Origin of the sequence: Pseudomonas entomophila, assembly GCF_013523125.1 — a bacterium.
In the GTDB taxonomy this organism is placed as follows: domain Bacteria; phylum Pseudomonadota; class Gammaproteobacteria; order Pseudomonadales; family Pseudomonadaceae; genus Aquipseudomonas; species Aquipseudomonas entomophila_B.
Window position 1 is genome coordinate 23316 of the sequence record NZ_JAAMQJ010000030.1, and the last position, 21745, is coordinate 45060.

Genomic DNA, 21745 nt, shown 5'->3' on the forward strand with positions numbered 1-21745 from the left:
CTTGAAGCTTGAGGTTTGCGACTCACAACTCGAACGCCAGCAACACCGCACACACCACGAGGAACCCGCAGAACAGCCCGCGCAGGACTTTCTCAGGCAGGGCATGGGCGAGCCTCACCCCCCAACTGATGCTCAGCAGGCCGCCCACGGCCAGGGGCAGGCCGATGCTCCAGTCGACGCTGTGGTGCAGGCCGTAAGTCAGCAAGGTGATGGACGTACTCGGCACCGCCAGCGCCAGGGACAGGCCCTGGGCGACCACTTGCGTGGTGCCGAACACGCTGGTCAGCACCGGCGTCGCCACCACGGCGCCACCCACGCCGAACAGGCCGCCCATGCTCCCGGCGAACGCGCCCAGCACGCCGAGCCAGGGCCAGGCATGGCGCAGACGGTCGCTGGCCACCGCGCTGCGCATGAGCAGGCGCACCCCGTTCCAGAGCGCCAGGGCCACCAGGAAGCCGACGAAGCCCAGGCGCATGACGTGAGCGTCGAGCCCCACTGCCCAGATCGAGCCCAGCCAGGCGAACAGCAGGCTGCACACCGACAAGGGCAAGGCATGGCGCCATTCGATGCGATTGCGCTGGTGATAGCGCCACAGGGCGAGCATGACGTTCGGCACCACCATCACCAGGGCCGTGCCCTGCGCCATCTGTTGATCGAGCCCGAACAGGACGGCCAATGCCGGAATGGCCACCAGCCCACCACCAATGCCGAACAAGCCCCCCATCGTCCCCAGGGCCGCGCCCAGCGCCACGAACATCACCGTTTCCATCCTGACTCACTTGTTGTCTTCGCCCAGTAGGCTGTCATGCTAACGGCTCGCGCTTTGCACGGAAACGCATAACCCCGCACAATGGCTGTGCGCATTTCGCACAGCCAAGAAGGTTCTTCATGACGCCTGACGTGTTGTCCGCTCAATTCGCTCTGTTTCTGGACGTGTTGGAAACCGGGAGTTTCTCAGCCGCCGCACGGCGTCATCCGTTGACGCCTTCGGCAGTGGCGCGGCGCATGGACAGCCTGGAAAACGCCGTGGGCAGCCGCCTGTTCGTGCGCAGCACGCATCGGGTCGAAGCGACCCCCTCAGGCCGCGCGTTCGCCGAGCGCGCACGGCGTATTCTCGAGGAACTGCGCTTGGCCCGCGCCGAAGCGGTGTCCTTGAGCGAGTCGCCCGAAGGCCTGATCCGTATCAATGCGCCCGCTGCGTTGGGCCGCCGCCACCTGGCCCCGGCCATTGCCGACTTTTTGGTCGCCTATCCAGGCCTGGACGTGCAATTGCAACTGATCGACAGCTTCGTCGACCTGCAGGGCAGTCTGCTGGGCGAATTCGACGTGGTACTGCGCGCCGGTCCACTGGCCGACACGCGCCGTGTCGCCACACCCCTGGCCTCGATGGTCCGGATCGCCTGCGCCAGCCCGGCCTACCTGGAACGTCGAGGCATCCCTGGCTCACCGGCCGAGTTGCCTGAGCATGACGGCCTGGATTGGGACGGCCTGGCGCCGCCCTTCGCCTGGCGCTTCGACGAAGGCGACGGCCCCCGCCTGTATCGTCCTCGCCGCTTGCGCCTGACGGCCAACAATGCCGAGGCCTTGCTCTGCGGCGCGCTGGCCGGACTAGGCATCGCGCACCTGCCGACCTGGTTGACCAGCGAACACTTGATGCGTGGCGAACTGGTGCCGTTGTTCTGCGAAAACGGGCTGCCGCCACCGGAAGCCAGTGGCATCTATGCCCTGCGCCTCGAACATGAAACGAACTCTCGCAGCCGATTGCTGCTCGAATTTCTCAAGCACCGCTTCAGCCCGATCCCACCCTGGGACCAGGCCTTGCGCAGTGGGCTGCATCGACAATGAACCTAACGCATTGTGCGCATGCCAGATTGATATCCACCTAGCAGTGAAGGACATGCATGAACGCCGATATCCGATCCCCCAGCGATGAGCTGTTGCTGGACAGCCAGGTCTGTTTCGCCTTGCATTCCACCTCGTTGCTGATGACCAAGGTGTACAAGCCACTGTTACAGACATTGGGTCTGACCTACCCGCAGTACCTGGCGATGCTGGTACTGTGGGAGCACGATGGCATGACCGTGGGCGAAATCAGCCAACGATTGTTGACCGACCCTGGCTCGCTGACGCCCCTGCTCAAACGGCTGGAGAGCGAAGGCCTGCTCAAACGCAACCGCAGCCGGGAAGATGAGCGGGTGGTGCAAGTGCAGTTGACCGACAAGGGCCGCCAGTTGCGCGAGGACGCGCGCCATGTACCCAGTGACATCCTGGGTGCCAGTGGGCGCAGTCAGGAGCGCTTGCGTCAGTTGCAGGAAGACTTGCTCGAACTGCGTGCCAGCTTGCAGAAGAACCTGTCCTGAGGCGGCCCGCCGTTCCGTTTCAGCGTTACAAGGCATTCATCTGCACGTTATTTGTGGGCCCACGGGGCCCACATGATCAGCTGACGTCGATCGACCAGGCAACAGACAGCGGTACAGCCCAGCAGATTACTCCCATCTGGTTGCCTTTCAACGCTTGCGTTCATACAACCGTGGTGCACCTTCAGGTCGCGACTTGAAGCGTCGGTGCGCCCATAGATACTGCTCAGGACACTCGCGCAACACGCCCTCCACCCACTGATTGATGCGCAGACAATCGGCTTCCTCACTCTCCCCCGGGAAGCCCTCCAGCGGTGGATGCACCACCAGCCGATACCCGCTGCCATCCTCGAGGCGGCGCTGGGTGAACGGGATCACCCGCGCCCGGCCCAGGCGCGCGAACTTGGTGGTGGCCGTGACCGTGGCCGCTGGAATGCCGAACAGCGGCACGAACACGCTCTGCTTGGTCCCGTAGTCCTGGTCCGGCGCGTACCAGATGGCGCGCCCGTTGCGCAGCAGCTTGAGCATGCCGCGCACGTCGTCCCGCTCGACGGCCAGGGCATCGAGGTTATGCCGCTCGCGCCCACGCCGCTGGACATAGTCGAACAACGCGTTGCCGTGCTCGCGATACATGCCATCGATGGTGTGCGCCTGGCCCAACAGCGCTGCGCCGATTTCCAGGGTGGTGAAATGCACGGCCATCAGGATCGCGCCCTGCCCGTCGCGCTGGGCATCGCGCAGATGCTCCAGGCCCTCGATGTGGGCCAGGCGCGCCAGCCGGGCCTTGGGCCACCACCAGCTCATGGCCATCTCGAAGAAGGCGATGCCCGTGGAGGCGAAGTTTTCCTTGAGCAACCGTTCGCGCTGCGCGCTGGACAGCTCGGGAAAGCACAGCTCCAGGTTGCGCGCCGCGATGCGCTGACGCGGGCCGGCGACGCGGTACATGACCGCGCCCAGCGCCCGACCCAGCCCCAGCAAGGCACGGTATGGCAGTTGTACGATCAGCCAGAGCAGCCCCAGGCCCAGCCAGAGCCCCCAGAAGCGCGGATGAAAGAACTGAAGACGAAAACGCGGGCGTTCCATTGAAGCATCCGGTCAGACAAAGGCCGGGCATTCTACAATGGATCGTCACGAGTTGCGGCCAACGGGCGTTCTCGTTATAAGTCAGGGCACTTTTTTCGTAACAAGCCGTCTATGCAGACCATGAGCCCAAACCAGACACCCGACGCCGTACCCGTGTTCCAGCTCAAGGGCAGCATGCTTGCCATCACTGTGCTGGAGCTCGCCCACAACGATCTCGACGCGCTCGACCGGCAGTTGGCGGCGAAGGTCGCACAGGCCCCGAACTTCTTCAGCAACACACCCCTGGTGTTGGCGCTGGACAAGCTGCCAGCCGCCTGTGGCACCGTCGACCTGCCCGCCCTGATGCGCATCTGCCGCCACCATGGCCTGCGCACCCTGGCCATTCGCGCCAACCGGATCGAGGACATCGCTGCGGCGATCGCCATCGACCTGCCCGTTCTGCCGCCCTCGGGCGCCCGGGAACGACCGCTGGAACCCGAGCCGGAAGTCAAGAAACCCGAGCCTGCCCCGCCTCCACCGCCCAGCGAGCCGGAAGTACGTCCGACGCGCATCGTCAGCTCTCCGGTGCGCGGTGGCCAGCAGATCTACGCCCAGGGCGGCGACCTGATCGTGACCTCTTCGGTCAGCCCAGGTGCGGAACTTCTCGCCGACGGCAACATCCATGTGTACGGCGCGATGCGGGGTCGGGCCCTGGCGGGCGTCAAGGGCAACACCCGCGCGCGCATCTTCTGCCAGCAGATGACCGCCGAACTGCTCTCGATCGCGGGTCAATACCGTGTCTGCGAAGAGCTGCGCCGCGACCCGCTCTGGGGCGCTGGCGTCCAGGTCAGCCTGTCTGGCGATGTGTTGAACATCACCCGCCTTTGACGGATACTTGCCGTCATTTTTAGTGCAACTTCTTTTCATGTTGCCGTTTTTGTGTATTTGCAGGGACTGCTGTCCCGTTCATCTAGGGGTGAAACACCTTGGCCAAGATTCTCGTCGTTACTTCCGGCAAGGGGGGTGTGGGCAAGACCACCACCAGCGCCGCCATCGGCACCGGGCTCGCGCTGCGCGGCTACAAGACGGTCATCGTCGACTTCGACGTCGGCCTGCGTAACCTGGACCTGATCATGGGCTGCGAACGCCGCGTGGTGTATGACTTCGTCAACGTGGTCAACAACGAGGCCAACCTGCAGCAGGCCCTGATCAAGGACAAGCGTCTCGAGAACCTGTTCGTGCTGGCGGCCAGCCAGACCCGCGACAAGGACGCGCTAACCCAGGAAGGCGTCGAGAAGGTGCTGAACGAGCTGAAGGAAACCTTCGACTACGTGGTCTGCGACTCGCCAGCCGGTATCGAGAAGGGCGCGCACCTGGCCATGTACTTCGCCGACGAAGCCATCGTGGTGACCAACCCGGAAGTCTCGTCGGTACGTGACTCCGACCGCATGTTGGGCATTCTGGCCAGCAAATCGCGCCGCGCCGAGAATGGCGAGGAGCCGATCAAGGAACACTTGCTCATCACCCGCTACCACCCCGAGCGTGTCGAAAAAGGCGAGATGCTCAGTGTTGCCGACGTCGAGGAGATCCTCTCGATCAAGCTCAAGGGCGTGATTCCCGAATCCCAGGCGGTGCTCAAGGCCTCCAACCAGGGTATTCCGGTCATCCTCGACGACCAGAGCGATGCTGGCCAGGCCTACAGCGACGCCGTCGACCGCCTGTTGGGCAAAGAGAAGCCGATGCGCTTCATCGACGTACAGAAGAAGGGATTCTTCGAGCGCATTTTCGGGAGCAAATAAACCATGAACCTTTTTGACTTCTTTCGTGGCAGACAGAAACAGAGCAGCGCGTCGGTGGCGAAAGAGCGTCTACAGATCATCGTGGCGCACGAGCGCGGACAGCGCAGCACCCCGGACTACCTCCCGGCCTTGCAGAAGGAACTGGTCGAGGTGATCCGCAAATATGTGAACATTGGCAACGACGATGTGCAGGTCGCCCTGGAAGACCAGGGCAACTGCTCGATCCTCGAGTTGAACATCACCCTCCCGGAGCGTTGATCGCCCGGGTCACCTGCACGGCGACGGCCAGGCCGACAGCTCGACTGTCGTGCCTGCCGTCGCCGTTGCGTTTTGCAGAGAACCCGCAATGCCGCTGTCGAACGTCCAGATCCTCCACCAAGACGCCGCCGTGCTGGTGGTCAACAAGCCGACGCTGCTGCTGTCGGTGCCCGGGCGCGCCGACGACAACAAGGACTGCCTGATCACCCGCCTGCAGGAAAACGGCTACCCGGACGCGCTGATCGTGCACCGGCTCGACTGGGAAACCTCAGGCATCATCCTGCTGGCCCGCGACGCCGACAGCCACCGCGAACTGTCCCGGCAGTTCCATGACCGGGAAACCGAAAAGGCCTACACGGCCCTGTGCTGGGGGCAACCGGAGCGCGACAGCGGCAGCATCGACCTGCCCCTGCGTTACGACCCGCCGACCAAGCCGCGTCACGTGGTCGACCACGAACTGGGCAAGCGCGCCCTGACCTTCTGGCGCGTGCTCGAACGACATGCCGATCATTGCCGCGTCGAACTGACGCCGGTCACCGGCCGCTCGCACCAGCTGCGCGTGCACATGCTGTCGATCGGTCACCCGCTGCTGGGCGACCGTCTCTACGCCAACCCCGAGGCCCTGGCCGCCCACGAGCGCCTGTGCCTGCATGCCAGCATGCTGGCGTTCACCCATCCGGTGTCGGGCGAGCGCCTGCGCTTTACCTGTCCTGCGCCCTTCTGAAGGGCGAGCTACAAGCTGCAAGCTGCAAGCCGATGTTCATGGCGATGGTCTTGCGACATGAATCTAGCTACCGAGTGCTGGGCCAAAGCCCTGCGTAATCGCTTTAGCTTGAGGCTTGAGGCTTGCAGCTTTACCGCTCACGACTTGCAACTCCTCCCCCATTCCCCGAAGCTTGCAGCTCAACGCTTGCCGCTGGTCTGGAGTACCTTATGCGCGACACCCTCAATCGAGGCCTGATCGATTTCCTCAAGGCGTCGCCGACGCCGTTTCATGCCACTGCGTCGATCGCCCAGCGTCTGGAGGCGGCCGGTTACAAACGCCTCGATGAACGCGAGCGCTGGACCACGGTACCCGGCGGCCGATACTACGTCACGCGCAACGACTCCTCGATCATCGCCATTCAATTGGGCAAGCAATCGCCGCTCGACGGCGGCATGCGCCTGGTCGGCGCCCATACCGACAGCCCCTGCCTGCGCGTCAAGCCGCAACCGGAGCTGCAGCGCCATGGCTTCCTGCAATTGGGCGTGGAGGTCTACGGTGGTGCGCTGCTGGCCCCGTGGTTCGACCGTGACCTGTCGTTGGCCGGGCGCGTGACCTTCCGCCGCGACGGCAAGGTCGAAAGCCAACTGGTGGACTTCAAGCTTCCCATCGCCGTCATTCCCAACCTGGCCATTCACCTGAATCGCACGGCCAACGAAGGGTGGCCGATCAACGCCCAGCACGAGCTGCCACCCATCCTGGCGCAGGTGGCCGGTGACGAGCGGGTCGACTTCCGGGCGTTGCTGACCGAACAACTGGCGCGTGAGCATGAACTCAACGCCGACGTGGTGCTCGATTACGAGCTGAGCTTCTACGACACCCAGGAAGCCGCGCAGATCGGCTTGCATGGCGAGTTCATCGCCGGCGCGCGACTGGACAACCTCCTGTCCTGCTTCGCCGGAGTCCAAGCCCTGCTGGCTGCCGACAGCGATGAGACCTGCGTGCTGGTCTGCACCGACCACGAAGAGGTCGGTTCCTGCTCGGCCTGCGGCGCCGATGGTCCAATGCTCGAGCAGACCCTCCAGCGCCTGCTGCCGGGGCACGATGAGTATGTGCGCTGCATTCAGCGTTCACTGCTGATCTCGGCTGACAATGCCCACGGCGTGCACCCCAACTACGCCGACAAGCACGATGGCAACCACGGGCCCAAGCTCAACGCCGGGCCGGTGATCAAGGTCAACAGCAACCAGCGCTACGCCACCAACAGCGAGACGGCCGGGTTCTTCCGCCACCTGTGCATGGCCGAGGAAGTGCCGGTGCAGAGTTTCGTGGTGCGCAGCGACATGGGCTGCGGCTCGACCATCGGACCGATCACCGCCAGTCACCTGGGCGTGCGCACGGTGGACATCGGCCTGCCGACCTTCGCCATGCATTCGATCCGCGAACTGTGCGGCAGCCAGGACCTGGCGCACCTGGTGAAGGTGCTGACGGCGTTCTACCGGAGTGTGGAGTTGCCGTAGGGCAAAGGTAGCGAGGCGTGGGGCCTGTGTTCGATGCGCGCCAGACCACGTCAAGACAAGACAGTGGTCGGATCAGCCATCCTGACGAGCCACTCTCGGCATGGCGTTTCCAAGGCAGGTTTGCCTGATACACGGCGTTGCCGATTTCATGGGCCCTGGCGGGCCCAATCGCGGCACGGGGGCCGCTCCCACATGGGGCTGAGCTGTCCCACTGCGGCGTGAGCACCTTCTGGAGCGGCCCTGCGCCGCGATGGGGTCCGCCAGGGCCCACAGAATCCAGCCACTGCAGTGGAGCATCCTTCGAGGACAAACGATTGCTCCCTCGAAAATCTGGCCTGTCCTACCAGCGCCGCAGTCCTGCTTGGCCATCTCCTGCCCTGCATCAATACCCAGCCCCCTGCATTGGCTACACTCCTCCTGTCGACCTTGCGCACTTGCAGAAGGAGCCTGCCATGTCCGCCTTCCATTCGATGCTGATCCCGGTGGTCGCCGGCCTCTCGTTGCTGACCGTAGGCTTCAGTCTGCGCGAACGTGACCTGGGCGTGCTGATGATGTGGCTGGGCACGCTGAGCATCTTTGCGATCATGTGCTGGAAGATCCTCGAGAAACTGGCCTGAAATCCTCTACACTCGGGCATCGTCTGTCCCGAGGTAGAGTGTCCGGTGCCTGTTCTCCTGCGTTGTCTTTATCTGTTGTGCCTGTTCGCCTTCATCGCACCCGTTCAGGCGGCCGGATTGCCCAGCCTGCTCGGGTCAGATTCGTCGCACCAGGAGCACGCCTCCGAACCTCTGGGCCAATCGCTCGACGAGGTCATCACCACGCTGGAAAACGACCAGCAACGCGGCAAGCTTCTGGCGGACCTGAAAAAGCTGCGTGACAGCACGCGCCAGGCCCAGCCCGCCCAGGCACAAGGCGTACTCGGACTGATCGGCAGCACGCTGCACGATGTCGAGAAGCAGTTCCGAGGCGAAGCCAGCCCGTTCCTGCGCTGGTCGCTGGAACTCGACCAGGCCAAGCAAGAACTGTCGGCGCTGGCGGTGCCGATGCAGGAATGGCCGATGATCCTCTTCGGCTTCGCCGCCATCATCGCGGTCTGGAGCCTGCTGGCGATGACCTTCAACTGGCTCGGCCACCGTCTGCAGGTGCGTTTCGGGCTGCCTGAAGAACTCCCACAGCACCCACGGCCCTGGGACCTGCTGCGCTTCGCGGTGCGCAAGCTTGGGCCTTGGCTGGTGGCGCTGATCTTCACGGTCTACCTGAGCTTCGCCTTGCCCTCCTCGTTGGGCAAGTCCATGGCCATGGTGCTGGCCTATGCCCTGGTGGTCGGCACCTGCTTCTCGGCCATCTGCGTGATCGCCTTCTCCCTGCTCGATGGCCCCCACCGTCATCGTGCGCTGGACATCCTGCGCCACCGGGCCTTCAATCCGCTCTGGCTGATCGGCAGCTTCGCCGCCTTCGGCGAGGCCATGAGCGATCCGCGCCTGACCGCGGCGCTGGGCGTACACCTGGCGCACACCCTGGCCACCCTGACCAACATCGTCGCAGCGGTGTGCACAGGCCTGTTCATCCTGCGCTTCCGCCGGCCCATCGCCCACCTGATCCGCAACCAGCCACTGTCGCGCCGCCTGACGCGACGCACCCTGAGTGACACCATCGGCGTGCTGGGCAGCTTCTGGTACGTGCCGGCGCTGGTGCTGGTGGCGATCTCGCTGTTCGCCACCTTCGTTTCGGCAGGCGACACCAGCACCGCCTTGCGTCAGTCGCTGATGTGCACGGTGCTGGTGGTGGTGTGCATGGTGCTCAACGGCCTGGTCCGTCGACACGCCGTCAACCCCCGGCGCACGCATCGGCGCCAGCAGGTCTATGTCGAACGGCTCAAGAGCTTCGGCTATGCCTTGCTGCACCTGTTCATCTGGCTGGTGTTCCTGGAAATCGGCCTGCGGGTCTGGGGCCTGTCGATGATCCGCTTCGCCGAGGGCGATGGTCATGAGGTCAGCCTGCGGGTCATGGGCCTGGCCACCACGCTGATCATCGCCTGGCTGGTGTGGATCCTGGCCGACAGCGCCGTGCACCATGCCCTGGTGCGTTCGCGCCGCGGTCTGGCCAACGCCCGTGCGCAGACCATGATGCCGCTGGTGCGCAACGTGCTGTTCATCACCATTTTCATCATCGCGCTGATCGTGGCCCTGGCCAACATGGGCATGAACGTCACGCCGCTGCTCGCCGGTGCCGGTGTCATCGGCCTGGCCGTGGGCTTCGGTGCCCAGTCGCTGGTGGCCGACCTGATCACGGGCCTGTTCATCATCATCGAGGACTCGCTGGCCATCGACGACTACGTCGAACTGGGCGGGCACCTGGGCACGGTCGAAGGCCTGACCATCCGCACCGTGCGCCTGCGCGACATCGACGGCATCGTGCATACCATCCCGTTCAGCGAGATCAAGAGCATCAAGAACTACTCGCGCGAGTTCGGCTACGCCATCTTCCGCGTGGCCATCCCGCACACCATGGACATCGACCAGGCCATCGGCCTGATCCGCGACGTGGCACAGAAGCTGCGCGCCGACCCATTGATGCGCCGCAATATCTGGTCACCGCTTGAGCTGCAGGGCGTGGAGAGTTTCGAATCAGGGTCGGCCATCCTGCGGGCCCGCTTCAAGACCGCACCGATCAAGCAGTGGGAAGTGTCACGGGCCTTCAACCTGGCGCTCAAGCGCAAGCTCGACGAGGCCGGCCTGGACCTGGCCACGCCACGGCTTTCCGTGCAGGTGGTGACGGCAGGCGGGGGCACGCCGAAGCCAGCGGGCGAAGCGACCACCTGACCCCTGCTCGCGCCAAGCCCTCCCCCACGGCCCGGTCCCGCGCCGAACGGCGTGGGCGTCGGCGTGCTGGCAATGCAATCGATGACCGAGATCTGAACTACGCTATACCTCCAGCGGGCTGTCATCCAACGGACATCAAAGGGTCATGCGCGGTCGTCAGCATGGTCGTTTGCAACGCCGTTCGATCGAAGGCCTTGCCTTGATCGTAGATTCCCACGCAAGGAGTTCTGGATGAAACAGCGGTTCATGGCATCAATGCTGGGCTCGGCCCTGACCTTGGCCTTCTGCACGAGCGTGCAGGCCGCCGACGTCGATCTCAAGGCACTGGAAGACGCAGCGCGCAAGGAAGGCGCCGTGAACAGCGTCGGCATGCCGGATGCCTGGGCCAACTGGAAAGGCACCTGGGCCGACCTGGCCAGCCGCTATGGCCTCGTGCACAGCGACACCGACATGAGCTCTGCCCAGGAGGTCGCCAAGTTCGCCGCCGAGCAGGAAAACGCCAGCGCCGACATCGGTGACGTTGGTGCCTCGTTCGGCCCCATCGCGGTGGCCAAGGGGGTCACCCAGCCCTACAAGCCCACGACCTGGGAGCAGATTCCTCAGTGGGCCAAGGATCAGGATGGGCACTGGGCGCTGGCCTACACCGGGACCATCGCCTTCATCATCAACAAGGACCTGATCAAGGAAAAGGACCGACCGACCCAATGGCACGACCTCGAGCGCGGCAGCTACAAGGTCGCCATCGGTGACGTCGGTACTGCCGCCCAGGCCGCCAATGGCGTGCTCGCTGCCGCCATCGCCTACAAAGGCGACGAACGCAACATCGCACCTGGGCTTCAGTTGTTCACCAAACTGGCTCAGCAAGGTCGCCTGTCCATGGCCAACCCGACCATCCAGACGTTGGAGAAAGGCGAGGTCGAAGTGGGCGTGGTCTGGGACTTCAACGGCCTGAGCTATCGTGAACAGATCGATCCCAAGCGCTTCGAGGTGGTCATCCCTGCCGATGGTTCGGTCATGTCCGGCTATACCACGATCATCAACAAACACGCCAAGCACCCGAACGCCGCCAAGCTCACCCGTGAGTACATCTTCAGCGATGCCGGCCAGACCAACCTGGCCATCGGTCACGCCCGGCCGATCCGCTCCGAATACCTGAAGCTGGCACCCGAGGTGCAGGCCAAGCTGTTGTCCAACGAGCAGTATCACGCAGCCCAGCCGATCAAGGATACCGAGGCCTGGGAGGCGACGGCCAAGAAACTGCCGCAGCTGTGGCAGGAGCAGGTCATCGTGGAAATGCAGTGAGCCAAGGCTCGAACATGGCCAAGGTTCGTCAGCGGCAGGCCGTGTCATGAACACGCGCACGCGTGGCTGGGCGCTGCTCTGCGTAGTGCCCTTCGCTCTGTGCCTGCTGGTCTTCCAGATCGCCCCCCTGGCCTGGGTCATGGTGCACAGCGTGCAGACCGACGACGGCTGGGGCCTGGACCACTTCGTGCGCATCGCCACCTCGACATTTCATCGGCAGGCCATCGGGCATAGCCTGGAGATCGCCTTCTGGTCGAGCCTGATCGGGATCACCATCGCCCTGCTCGGCAGCTACTCCCTGACCCGCGTGGACTCGCGGTTGCGCGACGTCGTCAGCGCCTTTGCCACCATGACCAGCAACTTCAGCGGCGTGCCGCTGGCGTTCGCCTTCATCATCCTGCTCGGCTTCAATGGTGCCCTGACCCTGCTGCTCAAGCAGGCGGGCCTGATCGAAGGCTTCAACCTGTACTCCAAGAGCGGCCTGATCCTGGTCTACAGCTACTTCCAGATTCCGCTGGGCGTGCTACTGCTCTACCCGGCATTCGACGCGCTGCGCGAAGACTGGCGGGAATCGGCAGCATTGCTGGGGGCCAGCCCGTGGCACTACTGGCGGCACATCGGCCTGCCGGTGCTGGCACCCGCGCTGATGGGCACCTTCGTCATCCTGCTGGCCAATGCCTTGGGCGCCTATGCCACGGTCTATGCCCTGACCACCGGCAACTTCAACCTGGTGCCGATCCGCATCGCTGCACTGGTGGCCGGCGACATCACCCTCGACCCCAATCTGGCCAGTGCCCTGGCCATGATCCTGGTGGGACTGATGACACTCGTCGCCGTGGTTCATCACGGGCTGCTGAAGCGGAGCTACCATGCGCACTGACCGTTCGCTCACAGACTCGCGCGCCAACCGGGCTTACCACCGCGGGGTGGTGTACCTGCTGTTCCTGATTTTGCTGCTGCCGTTGGTGGGAACCTTGCTCTACTCCCTGGCCACCAACTGGTCGGCCAGCCTGCTGCCCAGCGGGCTGACCTTCAAGTGGTACATCGCCTTGTGGAGCGAGCCGCGCTTTCTGGCGGCGTTCGGTCGGTCGCTGTTGATCTGTATTGGGGCGTTGCTGTTGTCGGTGGCGCTGATCCTGCCGCTGCTGTTCGTGGTGCATTACCACGTCCCGCGGCTGGATGCCTGGATGAACGGGGTGATCCTGCTGCCGTTCGCCGTACCCCCGGTGGTGTCATCGGTCGGCCTGCTGCAGCTCTACGGCAGCGGCCCTCTGGCGATGGTCGGCACGCCCTGGATCCTGATCGGCTGCTATTTCACCATCGCCCTGCCCTTCATGTACCGAGCCATCACCAACAACCTGCGGGCGATCAACCTGCACGACCTGATGGACGCCGCCCAACTGCTCGGCGCCAGCCCCTGGCAGGCGGCATTGCTCGTGGTGCTGCCCAACCTGCGAAAGGGCCTGCTGGTGGCCCTGCTGCTGTCGTTCTCGTTCCTGTTCGGCGAGTTCGTCTTCGCCAACCTGCTGGTCGGCACGCGCTACGAGACCTTGCAGGTCTACTTGAACAACATGCGCAACAGCAGCGGGCATTTCAACAGCGCGCTGGTGATCTCCTACTTCACCTTCGTGCTGGTGCTGACCTGGGTCGCCCACCGCCTGAACAAGGACAAGCCCTGAGATGAGTTTCCTCAGTGTGCAGCACTTGCACAAACACTACGGCGACAACCCAGTCTTTCAGGACATCACGTGCGAGGTCCAACGTGGTGAATTCGTGACCCTGCTCGGCCCTTCAGGGTGTGGCAAGTCGACCCTGCTGCGCTGCATCGCCGGCCTGACAGCGGTCGACGGTGGACGCATCCTGCTCGATGGCCAGGACCTGGTACCGCTCAGCCCGCAGCAGCGCGGCATCGGCATGGTGTTCCAGAGCTATGCGCTGTTTCCCAACATGACCGTCGAGCAGAACGTCGCTTTTGGCCTGCGCATGCAAAAGATCGCCTCCCAGGAGCGCCTGACACGCGTCCGCGAGATGCTGACACTGGTCGAGCTGACAGATTTCGCCAAGCGCTATCCGCATCAGCTGTCGGGCGGGCAATGCCAGCGCGTCGCCCTGGCGCGCTCGCTAGTGACTCGGCCACGCCTGCTGCTGCTCGACGAACCGCTCTCGGCCCTGGACGCACGCATTCGCCGGCACTTGCGTGAACAGATCCGGGCCATCCAGCGCGAGCTGGGGCTGACTACCCTGTTCGTCACCCACGACCAGGAAGAGGCCCTGACGCTGTCCGATCGGATCGTGCTGATGAACGAGGGCCGCATCGTCCAGAGTGGCGCTGCCGAAACGCTGTACACCGCCCCGGTGAACGCTTTCGCGGTCGGTTTCATCGGCCACTACAACCTGCTCGAGGCGCCGAGTGCCAGTCGGCTGCTACGCCGCCCCATCGCCAGACGCCTGGCCATCCGCCCAGAGGCCATTCGCCTCGACGCACAGGGCATGCTCTTGGGGCGTATCGTCGATCACAGTCTGCTCGGCAACGTCATCCGTTACCGCATCGCAATCGAGGACATCGAATTGCGCGTCGATGTGCTCAATCGCACGGCGGCCGACCTGCACGCTGCTGGGTGCCACGTACGCCTGTCCATCGAGCCCTCGGCCCTGATCGAGATCGACTGAAGTCCTCCAGCGGTCTGCGATCAGGCGTATACTCCGCCTCCGTTTCAGTCAACCGAGGACCTCCCCATGGCCAACCCGCATCTGGTCTACCACCTGCAACTGCTCCAGCACCTGCGCACCATTCTGGTGGCGTTGGGCGAGGCCGAGCAGGTGCCGGATGAAAGCCACGCCCTGTTCCTCGAACGCTTCGATGACCTGCTGGATCAACTGCCACAAGATCCGCTGGAAAGCCAGTACCTGGGCCAGGACTTGATGTGCCAAGTGATCCAGCGCTACCCGCAGATTGCGCACCTGGTCCCACGCGATCTGTTGTGGTTCTTCGGCGGCGACTGCCTGCACTTCATGCCTGACGAGGAGCTGGACATGTATCAGCAACTGGAAGAGCGGCGGCACGAGGCGCACCAGAACGATGAGCCCTTCGATTGGCATCAGGAAAAGCAACTGCTGTCGGTATCCGTGGACGACTCGCGCCACTGACCTCAGAGGCTGCGTCCAGGGCGTAGCCGCTTTGCTGCCCTTTCCCCCTGTCACAAGTTGATTCAACTTACAGACGTCTATCGGCACGCTGCTTACTCTGCGCCTGTCCCGGAGCGGTTACGCACCGCCCCCAGAGGATACCAGACGGCCGGCCCTGCAAAGGCCGGCCTGCATCGACCGACATACGGATATCACCATGAAACGATCCCTCATTGCCCTGTCCCTGATGACCGCTGCCAGCGCTGCGCACGCACTGCCCGATACCGGTACCATCCTGTTCACAGGCAAGGTGAACGGCAATACCTGTTCAATCGAAATCACCGACCCCTACAATGGCGCGGTGCTGAACCCAGTCGTATTGCCTGAAGGCGAAGCGGCCCAGCTCAATGCCATAGGCAAGGAAAGCTATCCAGTCTCCTTTGGCCTGAAAATCACTGACGGCACCAGCTGCGACACTACTGGCAAAAAAGGCTATGTGTCATTCATGGGTAAAGATGGAGCCGCAGGTCCGAACAACGAGCTGCATGCCCTGCATACTGGCAGCGCTACGGGTGTGGCGCTGGCGATCAAGGACAGCTACGGTACTCTGATTGCCTATGGTGCCGACTCCAAGGAATATGACCTGGACGTTTCCAAGACCATGGTGTTCCAGGCCAATCTGCGTTCGACGGCCGCTTCGGTCAGCCCAGGCCCGGTCAACGCCACGATACCCTTCGTCTTCAACATCAAGTGATGCCGTGCCAGGCCGTGCGGTATGCGGCCTGCTCCTGGCCCAATCTGCGAATCGAAGCCCATGTTTCCCTCCGCCTCACGATACCTTCGCCATGCCCTGCCTACGCTGATGCTGGCCCTTGCCCTGCCAGCGGCAGAAGCGGCATTGACCATCAATGCGACCCGCATCGTCCACACCAGCGATTCGCGCAGCTCAACCGTGTTGGTCGCCAACCCTACCAACCGGCCTTTCGCCGTGCAAACCTGGGTTAATACCCTTGAGGACGACACCCTTGCGGCGGTACCGCTGATGCCGACGCCCGTGCTGTTTCGCCTGGATGCTGGCAAAGAACAGATGGTGCAGATCAATGGCCTGCCCAATACGCTGCCACAGGACCGCGAATCGCTGTTCTTTTTCAACGTTCAGGAAATCCCGCAGCAGACCGAGGTGCGCAATAGCCTCAACATCGCCATGCGCACCCGCATCAAGCTCTTCTATCGGCCAAGCCAGCTCAGCGACTCGCCCGAAAGCCAAGTCAAGCGCTTGAGGTGGTCGTTGCGCCAGCACGATGACGGTCTGCACTTGGTCGTGAACAACCCCACGCCCTTCCACTACACATTCGACCAGTTGCAGGTCAGTGGTGCCGGGCAGTCGGAGAAACCCAATGCTCAGGCAATGGCCATGCCGTTCACCGAGCAAAGCTATCGGCTTGCCAGCATTCGTCCACAACCAGGGCTACACGTCACCTTCAACACCATCAACGACTATGGCGCGGCCACCGCGCTGGTGAAGCAGCCCTTGGCGCTCATTCAAACACAGTAATGTTCAGCGTCTCGAAATTCGGCAGCGCCGGCCAAGTACGGCCGGCGTCGAAACTCACCTTCACTTCGACGCTAATGTTCTGCCCATCCAGCAAGTTACGCAGAAACGACAGCGGCACCAGGGCATCACGCCTTGACCCAATACCCAAGGTAAGCTCTTCCTGGCTGACGGCATGATTGCGCATGACCGAGAAGCTTTCCGTCCCGGCGGCGGACACGCCGCGGACGTCGATTCTGACCCTTTGATCGGAGCTGATCAGCTTCCACGCCGCCAGCGTGATGGCGGGGTCTTGAGTTTGTTGGCTCAGAATCAGAGTAGTCCCCGTCGTACCCGACAGCTGCGCAATGGTCAGGCGCGAACGTGGCAAAGGGTTGACCTTGACCCGCCGCACCGCCGATTGCAGCAGCCCTTCGCGGGTTTGGACAAGGTAACGCACCGCCCCGGTCTTGCCGCTCATGGCCACTGCATTACGCTCGGCAATGTCGTAGCATCTGATACCTGGCACCCCCGACACATCCTGTGCACCAAACTGCCCTGCCCCCAGCTCACCGTGAAGGGCTCGTCCAGGCCAATCACTGCCTCGCTGGGAATTTGGACCTGTCGCCCCATTCCCTCAGCTGCGCACGGTTACGGGTGATCGACAGCGGGAACAGGCCAACGTGGCTCTGATCATAGGATTCGTCCAGCAGCAGCGTACCCGTCTGAACATGAAACACCGTCAGGTGGTCGCCAGGACCGCCGGCCGGACTGGAGACCAATTCCGCCCACATGGGGATAGCGAGTGTGAATGGCTTGCTGTCATCTTCCAGGTACTCGGCGAGAACGGTGTTGTCCGATGGGTCGGCCAACAGCGCGCTGTCGATCGAAGGAGGTGCCATGGGCGCCAGGTCCGTGTCGATGAGGCGCCCATCGCGGTCTTCAACAGGTGGCTGTACGTCACCCTGTCTGGATCCAGAGAATTCGTCCATGTTGCAGGCTCTCCCGTGATTGAATCAGCGCTTTTTAGCGGTGGGGTGGTCAGCACCAGCCGTTCAACGTCCGAGACTTGGCTCTGTCTGCTGCGACGGTGATGATTAGAGCCTACGAGTGGAGCGAGAAATGCCACAACTGGCATGTCTATCAGGTGGGCAGAGCGCGAGGGAACACGTGCAGCCGCGACAGGCCCTACTCCCTCGGGAAGGACACGATGACGATTGCATGGCCGCAATGAAAAAGACCCGTGCAGGCACGGGTCAATTCACGCTTGATGCGTCGAGGCTGTGTCAGTTGCCCTGGCTGGCCAGACGGTCTACAGGATCGTAACCGTATACACACGACTGCGCCGGCGTGTCCCCGCAGGCAGGTACATTGACCTCGACCAACCTGCCCAGTGGGTCGTAGCTCAACACGCGACTCTCGTCGTCTTCGATCAGATTTCCGTTCTTGTCATACGTCAGTTCTACCTCGCGTGGAAGGTAATCAGGATGATTATTCCGGATACCGGTCAGTTGTGCCGGGTCGGCGGCGTTGTCGAACAGGTAGCGGGCCGTGTTGCTTCCCTCCGGGAACCTCGTTCGAACCTGGGTGATGTTGTCCAGTTCGTCCAGGCGGAACAGTTGTTCCTGAATCACTTTGCCAAAGGGGTCGACCGGAGACAGCTCGCCCTCGCTGGTGTACTTTTCCAGCCGCGCGCGGTCATCGTATTGGTACGTTTCCGCACGCAGGGTCGTTTGCCCTTCGGCCAGGGTGCGACTGACCAGCGCGTCGCGCACGTCGTAGCTCTGATGCAAGGTTTGTACAGTGCCACCGATGTCAAACGTGCGCAGGGTTTCCCGGTCGAACTCATCAAAGGTTAGGGTTGTGGTGAGGTATTGCGCCCCGTCCTCGGTATGCACCTTGAATTGCCGACCCAGTGTGTCGTAATGGAAGCGGGCACTCAGCCCCCCGAGCGTGGTTTCATGCAGATCGCCCGCCGCGTTGTACGCATAATGCTGAGTCTGGCCGAGTACGTCGGTGTAGCTCAGTTCTCGCTCACGCAGGCTTGCCTGGTAGTGCATGGTGTACTGCTCGCCCTCGATGCCACGGGTTTCCGACTTCACCGCCCCGAAGCTGAAATACGTTCGCTGCAAGGCTTGCTCCTGCTCTGCACAGTCAACCAGACGCGCATTCTTCGAATCGAAGCTGAAAGTGGCTTCCAGATTCTGGGTGCGGGTGGTGCTGTCTGGATTGACGACCTTGCGGTACACGGGTTGCTCACTGAGCTGCAGGTTATAGCGGTATTCGATGGTTTCTCCGGCAGGCGTGATGACTTTGTGTGGCTGGCCTTGACCTGGCAGGTAGAACAGCTTGCGCACTCTCCCGCCAGTCGTGGACTCAATCATGCGGTCCAGGCCGTCGAAGCGCTGCTCACCCAGCACCTTGCTGCCGACCTGGATCGACACCGGCAGGTCCTCACTGCTATGCGTAGCATAATCACGGTGTACCACGCTCCCGTCCGCCAGCGTCCGGTCCACCAAGCGGTCGAACACATCGTAGGTAGACTGCTGAGTGGCATTGCGCGCATCGATTTCGGCTGTCAAACGCCCGAGGCCATCATAGTGGTTGCGCTGCACGCTGTAAGGGGTGTCTGCCATACTCGAGCGGTCGATGCCGAAGCGCTCGACCTGCACAGGCTGTTCGAACAGGTTGAAACGCGTGACTGTCTTGCCGGTACGGCCAAGGCCGCCTGGCTGCAGCAGCTCACCGCTACCGGCATCGCGTAACTCACCGTCGGCTGACTCCCGCCAGACCGTCTGTACCGGCCCGAGACGCCAGTGTTCATCGCCCTGTGGGGCAGTCTGCTCGAAGTGTTTGACGCCGTTCGGGGGCACCTGGCAGTACAACTGGCCCCAGTCATCGTACAGGTAACAGGTCGTGTACCCGGTCTCCGCCGCAGTCGCTTGCACGGGTCGACCGGTCTGCTGCCTTGGTCGTGCATCGATGCTGACAGGGTCGTAATCCAACCAGTCGTATTCGGTTTCCTCGACCAGATTGCCCAGTCCGTCGTATACCATGGCCTGACTGGCACGGAACGCCGGAATACGCAGTTCGTCCGGGTTGTCCGCATCATGGCGCTCCACGGCGACCGCACGGTTCAGGCCATCGACCCAGGTGCGCGTGATCACGCCCTTGACATCTTCGCTGGTCTGCTGCGCCTGCTGGCCGGCGGTCGCCACGAGGCTGTACGTGTAGCGGCGAGACGCTTTGAACGATTCATCATTAGGCGAGACGGTTTCTTCGATGACCCGGCGCAGGGCATCGTAGGCGTAGGCGATCTCCACGTCGTTGTCATCGCGGTTGAGCAATGGCTGATTGATCAGCGTGTCATGCTGTAAGGTGATCACCTTGCGACTGTCCTGCAAGGTCTCGTCGTCCAGCGCTTCGCCGTGATCGAAACCGAGCAGCGTCTGCACGGTTTGCAGCACATGGTCACCGAGGGCTGCGGACATCTCGTACTGGTAGGCAGTCGTGGTGGAGTTGCCACCCAGGGTCGCGACCTGCTGCCTGACACGTCCATGACGCAGCGGGTCGTCACTGGCGACGAAGTAGTCGTAGGCGGTGAAACGATGGACCTGCCCGGTCTCGCTTTCCTCGCTTGCAAGCGCCAAAAGCGTTTCGTCCTTGGCCTGCAACGTGCCCGCCGTGTCTTGCGCACCGGCCAGTGCTGGCAGATGCACATAGGTATACCCAGTGCGCAGAATCGCTGCCGCTGGCTGGCCCTCGTCGCCAGCACCTGGGATCACCGTCTGATCACGCAGACTGCGAACGAAACCGTGAGGATCGGGCGGGCAATCGCTACCGTCCCCAGCTGCGGGGAAATAGCGGTTCTGCGTACGTACCCCATTGGCCAGTGTCTCTTCCAGCGAATTGCCGAAGTCGTCGAAGGTGGTGCTGTCGACCTCCTCGCGCGGCCAGTTCGATCCTGTGCCTACCCGCCAGCGGCGCGTCACGCTGGCAGGCATCTGGAAGTACCGAGGCTGCGCGGAAAAGCGCTCACCTGGCTTTTCATGATAGGCCGTGACCACTTCCTGCTCATGGCCATTCTGGACGATGACCTGTCGGGTCAGGAGATGGAAGCGGTTGTAATAGCTGGTTTCAAGGCGCACCACCTGCCCTGGCGCCTGCTCATCGGCATACAGATAGTGGCTCGCCACCGTGTGATACTCGTAGTCGCTGCCGGTGAAGGCATAGAGATTGTCCAGGCCATTGTCGGTCCAGCCCACACCCGCCGCACCCCATCCCAGGAAGTTGTGATCCGAATAGGCATAAGTGGTCAACATGGCCGGCTGTCCGGCACCGGGATTGACGACATGACGCTTGACTCTGGGCAACGGTGGATGCGCATCCCCAGGGAACCGATGCCCAAGGGTAGTGCCATGCTCATGTTCGATGTGCTCGGTGCCACCGACCGGGTTGTGCACTGTTTTGAGCAACGCCAGGCGACGCTCCGCTGCCTGCGCGACCAGGTCGTATTCAAGGCGCCAGCTGCCTTTGTTCGGCGAAGTGGCGTCTTGGTCATAGGGCAGTTCTACCGTATGCACGACCCGCAGGGCTGGCGATCCTTGGTTATCGAGCTTCAATCCATAGCGCGCCAGTGGTCTGCCTTGCCCTTGCGCATGCGGATGCAGATCCAGATACACCTCGCTGCTGTCATAGCTCACCGCCAGCAGGGCCAGCCCGGTACCGTCTTCGACCCGGGTCAGGCAGGGCACACCCTTGTAGCTGTAGCCATAGGACAGACTGATCCAGTGTCCGGTGGCCGCTTCGACGCGTACTGGCAGCGCCACGGCGTTTTCGCCCGACCCTTGCAACTGCAAGAACTCCACTAGGCCCGATTTGTGCACCACCCGCCAGCTGCTGGTGCTGTCCTGATGCAGTTGGAACGTCAACAACTTGCGCTCGTCGATGCCCAGCCCGGTGCCATCCCCCTGATCAGACCCGGTCACCTTGTAACGCTCACCGGTGTGCAGATCGAGCATGTTGCTTGCCGGTACATACTGGGTGAGATTCAAGCTCCATCCGTGACCGAAGCCCGCATCCTGCTGGCTCATCGGGTTGAAGGCCAGGCGCAGTGGTATCGACGGGCCATTGAGGTGGTTGCCTATCAGCTCCGGCAGCACCATGCCCAGGGCGTACTGGCCAGTACGTGGATCGACACTGTTCTGCATGAAGCTCATGAAGTTGAAGGCATTGGAATGCACTACGTTCTTATCGTTCATCCTT

General features: G+C 62.8%; 21 protein-coding genes. 16 read left to right on the forward strand and 5 right to left on the reverse strand.

Annotation, left to right across the window (positions count from 1 at the left end; all coding sequences use genetic code 11):
- Positions 1-22: 22 nt before the first annotated feature.
- Positions 23-769, reverse strand: coding sequence for a sulfite exporter TauE/SafE family protein (locus tag G7007_RS15375; protein ID WP_181102983.1), 747 nt, complete (start codon positions 767-769; stop codon positions 23-25).
- 119 nt (positions 770-888) lie between these two features.
- Between G7007_RS15375 and G7007_RS15380 the strand changes: the two genes are divergently transcribed.
- Together G7007_RS15380 and G7007_RS15385 are read left to right on the forward strand one after the other, a co-directional pair.
- Positions 889-1845, forward strand: coding sequence for a LysR family transcriptional regulator (locus tag G7007_RS15380; RefSeq protein WP_181102984.1), 957 nt, complete (start codon positions 889-891; stop codon positions 1843-1845).
- A 56-nt stretch (positions 1846-1901) separates the two neighbouring features.
- Positions 1902-2360 (forward strand): MarR family winged helix-turn-helix transcriptional regulator, encoded by a 459-nt coding sequence (locus G7007_RS15385; RefSeq protein WP_181102985.1) that lies wholly within the window; start codon positions 1902-1904, stop codon positions 2358-2360.
- A gap of 147 nt (positions 2361-2507) precedes the next feature.
- On the opposite strand, the gene G7007_RS15390 is transcribed toward G7007_RS15385, so the two are convergent.
- Positions 2508-3440 carry a lipid A biosynthesis lauroyl acyltransferase gene (locus G7007_RS15390; protein ID WP_181102987.1) on the reverse strand — a complete coding sequence of 311 codons (933 nt, stop codon included), beginning with the start codon at positions 3438-3440 and terminating at the stop codon, positions 2508-2510.
- Between the two features lie 111 nt (positions 3441-3551).
- Between G7007_RS15390 and minC the strand changes: the two genes are divergently transcribed.
- From minC to G7007_RS15460, 14 genes are all read left to right on the forward strand, one after another.
- The gene (minC, locus tag G7007_RS15395; protein ID WP_181102989.1) at positions 3552-4307 is read left to right on the forward strand and encodes a septum site-determining protein MinC; all 756 of its coding nucleotides are present in this window, start codon (positions 3552-3554) and stop codon (positions 4305-4307) included.
- Between the two features lie 98 nt (positions 4308-4405).
- On the forward strand, positions 4406-5218 hold the full coding sequence (gene minD / locus G7007_RS15400) for a septum site-determining protein MinD (RefSeq protein ID WP_181102991.1): 813 nt from the start codon (positions 4406-4408) through the stop codon (positions 5216-5218).
- A 3-nt stretch (positions 5219-5221) separates the two neighbouring features.
- The gene (gene minE / locus G7007_RS15405) at positions 5222-5476 is read left to right on the forward strand and encodes a cell division topological specificity factor MinE (RefSeq protein WP_060393040.1); all 255 of its coding nucleotides are present in this window, start codon (positions 5222-5224) and stop codon (positions 5474-5476) included.
- An 88-nt stretch (positions 5477-5564) separates the two neighbouring features.
- Positions 5565-6200, forward strand: coding sequence for an RluA family pseudouridine synthase (locus tag G7007_RS15410; protein WP_181102993.1), 636 nt, complete (start codon positions 5565-5567; stop codon positions 6198-6200).
- A gap of 209 nt (positions 6201-6409) precedes the next feature.
- Positions 6410-7699 carry a M18 family aminopeptidase gene (locus G7007_RS15415; protein WP_181102995.1) on the forward strand — a complete coding sequence of 430 codons (1290 nt, stop codon included), beginning with the start codon at positions 6410-6412 and terminating at the stop codon, positions 7697-7699.
- A 452-nt stretch (positions 7700-8151) separates the two neighbouring features.
- Complete coding sequence (locus tag G7007_RS15420; protein ID WP_181102997.1) at positions 8152-8316, forward strand: hypothetical protein; 165 nt, start codon at positions 8152-8154, stop codon at positions 8314-8316.
- 45 nt (positions 8317-8361) lie between these two features.
- The gene (locus tag G7007_RS15425) at positions 8362-10521 is read left to right on the forward strand and encodes a mechanosensitive ion channel family protein (protein ID WP_181102999.1); all 2160 of its coding nucleotides are present in this window, start codon (positions 8362-8364) and stop codon (positions 10519-10521) included.
- A gap of 231 nt (positions 10522-10752) precedes the next feature.
- Positions 10753-11823, forward strand: coding sequence for an ABC transporter substrate-binding protein (locus G7007_RS15430; RefSeq protein WP_181103001.1), 1071 nt, complete (start codon positions 10753-10755; stop codon positions 11821-11823).
- Positions 11824-11869: 46 nt separating this feature from the next.
- A complete protein-coding gene (locus G7007_RS15435; protein WP_181103003.1) occupies positions 11870-12703 on the forward strand; it encodes an ABC transporter permease in 834 nt (277 codons plus the stop codon).
- A complete protein-coding gene (locus G7007_RS15440) occupies positions 12693-13502 on the forward strand; it encodes an ABC transporter permease (protein ID WP_181103005.1) in 810 nt (269 codons plus the stop codon). The genes G7007_RS15435 and G7007_RS15440 overlap by 11 nt, the downstream gene beginning before the upstream one ends.
- A gap of 1 nt (position 13503) precedes the next feature.
- Positions 13504-14493 (forward strand): ABC transporter ATP-binding protein, encoded by a 990-nt coding sequence (locus G7007_RS15445; protein ID WP_181103007.1) that lies wholly within the window; start codon positions 13504-13506, stop codon positions 14491-14493.
- Between the two features lie 66 nt (positions 14494-14559).
- The gene (locus G7007_RS15450; protein ID WP_181103009.1) at positions 14560-14970 is read left to right on the forward strand and encodes a PA2817 family protein; all 411 of its coding nucleotides are present in this window, start codon (positions 14560-14562) and stop codon (positions 14968-14970) included.
- Positions 14971-15166: 196 nt separating this feature from the next.
- A complete protein-coding gene (locus G7007_RS15455; protein ID WP_181103011.1) occupies positions 15167-15703 on the forward strand; it encodes a fimbrial protein in 537 nt (178 codons plus the stop codon).
- 60 nt (positions 15704-15763) lie between these two features.
- Positions 15764-16504 (forward strand): fimbrial biogenesis chaperone, encoded by a 741-nt coding sequence (locus G7007_RS15460; protein WP_181103013.1) that lies wholly within the window; start codon positions 15764-15766, stop codon positions 16502-16504.
- Here the strand turns inward: G7007_RS15460 and G7007_RS15465 are convergent.
- The 3 genes from G7007_RS15465 to G7007_RS15475 form a co-directional block, all read right to left on the reverse strand.
- Positions 16488-16961, reverse strand: coding sequence for a hypothetical protein (locus G7007_RS15465; RefSeq protein ID WP_181103015.1), 474 nt, complete (start codon positions 16959-16961; stop codon positions 16488-16490). The genes G7007_RS15460 and G7007_RS15465 overlap by 17 nt on opposite strands.
- Positions 16962-17076: 115 nt before the next feature.
- Complete coding sequence (locus tag G7007_RS15470; protein ID WP_181103017.1) at positions 17077-17472, reverse strand: hypothetical protein; 396 nt, start codon at positions 17470-17472, stop codon at positions 17077-17079.
- Between the two features lie 294 nt (positions 17473-17766).
- The gene (locus tag G7007_RS15475) at positions 17767-21741 is read right to left on the reverse strand and encodes an RHS repeat protein (protein ID WP_181103019.1); all 3975 of its coding nucleotides are present in this window, start codon (positions 21739-21741) and stop codon (positions 17767-17769) included.
- Between the last annotated feature and the right edge of the window lie 4 nt (positions 21742-21745).

What these genes read in the sequence shown, in the direction of transcription:
- G7007_RS15375 (WP_181102983.1), bottom strand. Translation starts at nt 769, where the DNA reads ATGGAAACGGTGATGTTCGTGGCGCTGGGCGCGGCCCTGGGGACGATG.
- G7007_RS15380 (WP_181102984.1), top strand. Translation starts at nt 889, where the DNA reads ATGACGCCTGACGTGTTGTCCGCTCAATTCGCTCTGTTTCTGGACGTG.
- G7007_RS15385 (WP_181102985.1), top strand. Translation starts at nt 1,902, where the DNA reads ATGAACGCCGATATCCGATCCCCCAGCGATGAGCTGTTGCTGGACAGC.
- G7007_RS15390 (WP_181102987.1), bottom strand. Translation starts at nt 3,440, where the DNA reads ATGGAACGCCCGCGTTTTCGTCTTCAGTTCTTTCATCCGCGCTTCTGG.
- minC (WP_181102989.1), top strand. Translation starts at nt 3,552, where the DNA reads ATGCAGACCATGAGCCCAAACCAGACACCCGACGCCGTACCCGTGTTC.
- minE (WP_060393040.1), top strand. Translation starts at nt 5,222, where the DNA reads ATGAACCTTTTTGACTTCTTTCGTGGCAGACAGAAACAGAGCAGCGCG.
- G7007_RS15410 (WP_181102993.1), top strand. Translation starts at nt 5,565, where the DNA reads ATGCCGCTGTCGAACGTCCAGATCCTCCACCAAGACGCCGCCGTGCTG.
- G7007_RS15415 (WP_181102995.1), top strand. Translation starts at nt 6,410, where the DNA reads ATGCGCGACACCCTCAATCGAGGCCTGATCGATTTCCTCAAGGCGTCG.
- G7007_RS15420 (WP_181102997.1), top strand. Translation starts at nt 8,152, where the DNA reads ATGTCCGCCTTCCATTCGATGCTGATCCCGGTGGTCGCCGGCCTCTCG.
- G7007_RS15430 (WP_181103001.1), top strand. Translation starts at nt 10,753, where the DNA reads ATGAAACAGCGGTTCATGGCATCAATGCTGGGCTCGGCCCTGACCTTG.
- G7007_RS15435 (WP_181103003.1), top strand. Translation starts at nt 11,870, where the DNA reads ATGAACACGCGCACGCGTGGCTGGGCGCTGCTCTGCGTAGTGCCCTTC.
- G7007_RS15440 (WP_181103005.1), top strand. Translation starts at nt 12,693, where the DNA reads ATGCGCACTGACCGTTCGCTCACAGACTCGCGCGCCAACCGGGCTTAC.
- G7007_RS15445 (WP_181103007.1), top strand. Translation starts at nt 13,504, where the DNA reads ATGAGTTTCCTCAGTGTGCAGCACTTGCACAAACACTACGGCGACAAC.
- G7007_RS15450 (WP_181103009.1), top strand. Translation starts at nt 14,560, where the DNA reads ATGGCCAACCCGCATCTGGTCTACCACCTGCAACTGCTCCAGCACCTG.
- G7007_RS15455 (WP_181103011.1), top strand. Translation starts at nt 15,167, where the DNA reads ATGAAACGATCCCTCATTGCCCTGTCCCTGATGACCGCTGCCAGCGCT.
- G7007_RS15460 (WP_181103013.1), top strand. Translation starts at nt 15,764, where the DNA reads ATGTTTCCCTCCGCCTCACGATACCTTCGCCATGCCCTGCCTACGCTG.
- G7007_RS15465 (WP_181103015.1), bottom strand. Translation starts at nt 16,961, where the DNA reads ATGAGCGGCAAGACCGGGGCGGTGCGTTACCTTGTCCAAACCCGCGAA.
- G7007_RS15470 (WP_181103017.1), bottom strand. Translation starts at nt 17,472, where the DNA reads ATGGACGAATTCTCTGGATCCAGACAGGGTGACGTACAGCCACCTGTT.
- G7007_RS15475 (WP_181103019.1), bottom strand. Translation starts at nt 21,741, where the DNA reads ATGAACGATAAGAACGTAGTGCATTCCAATGCCTTCAACTTCATGAGC.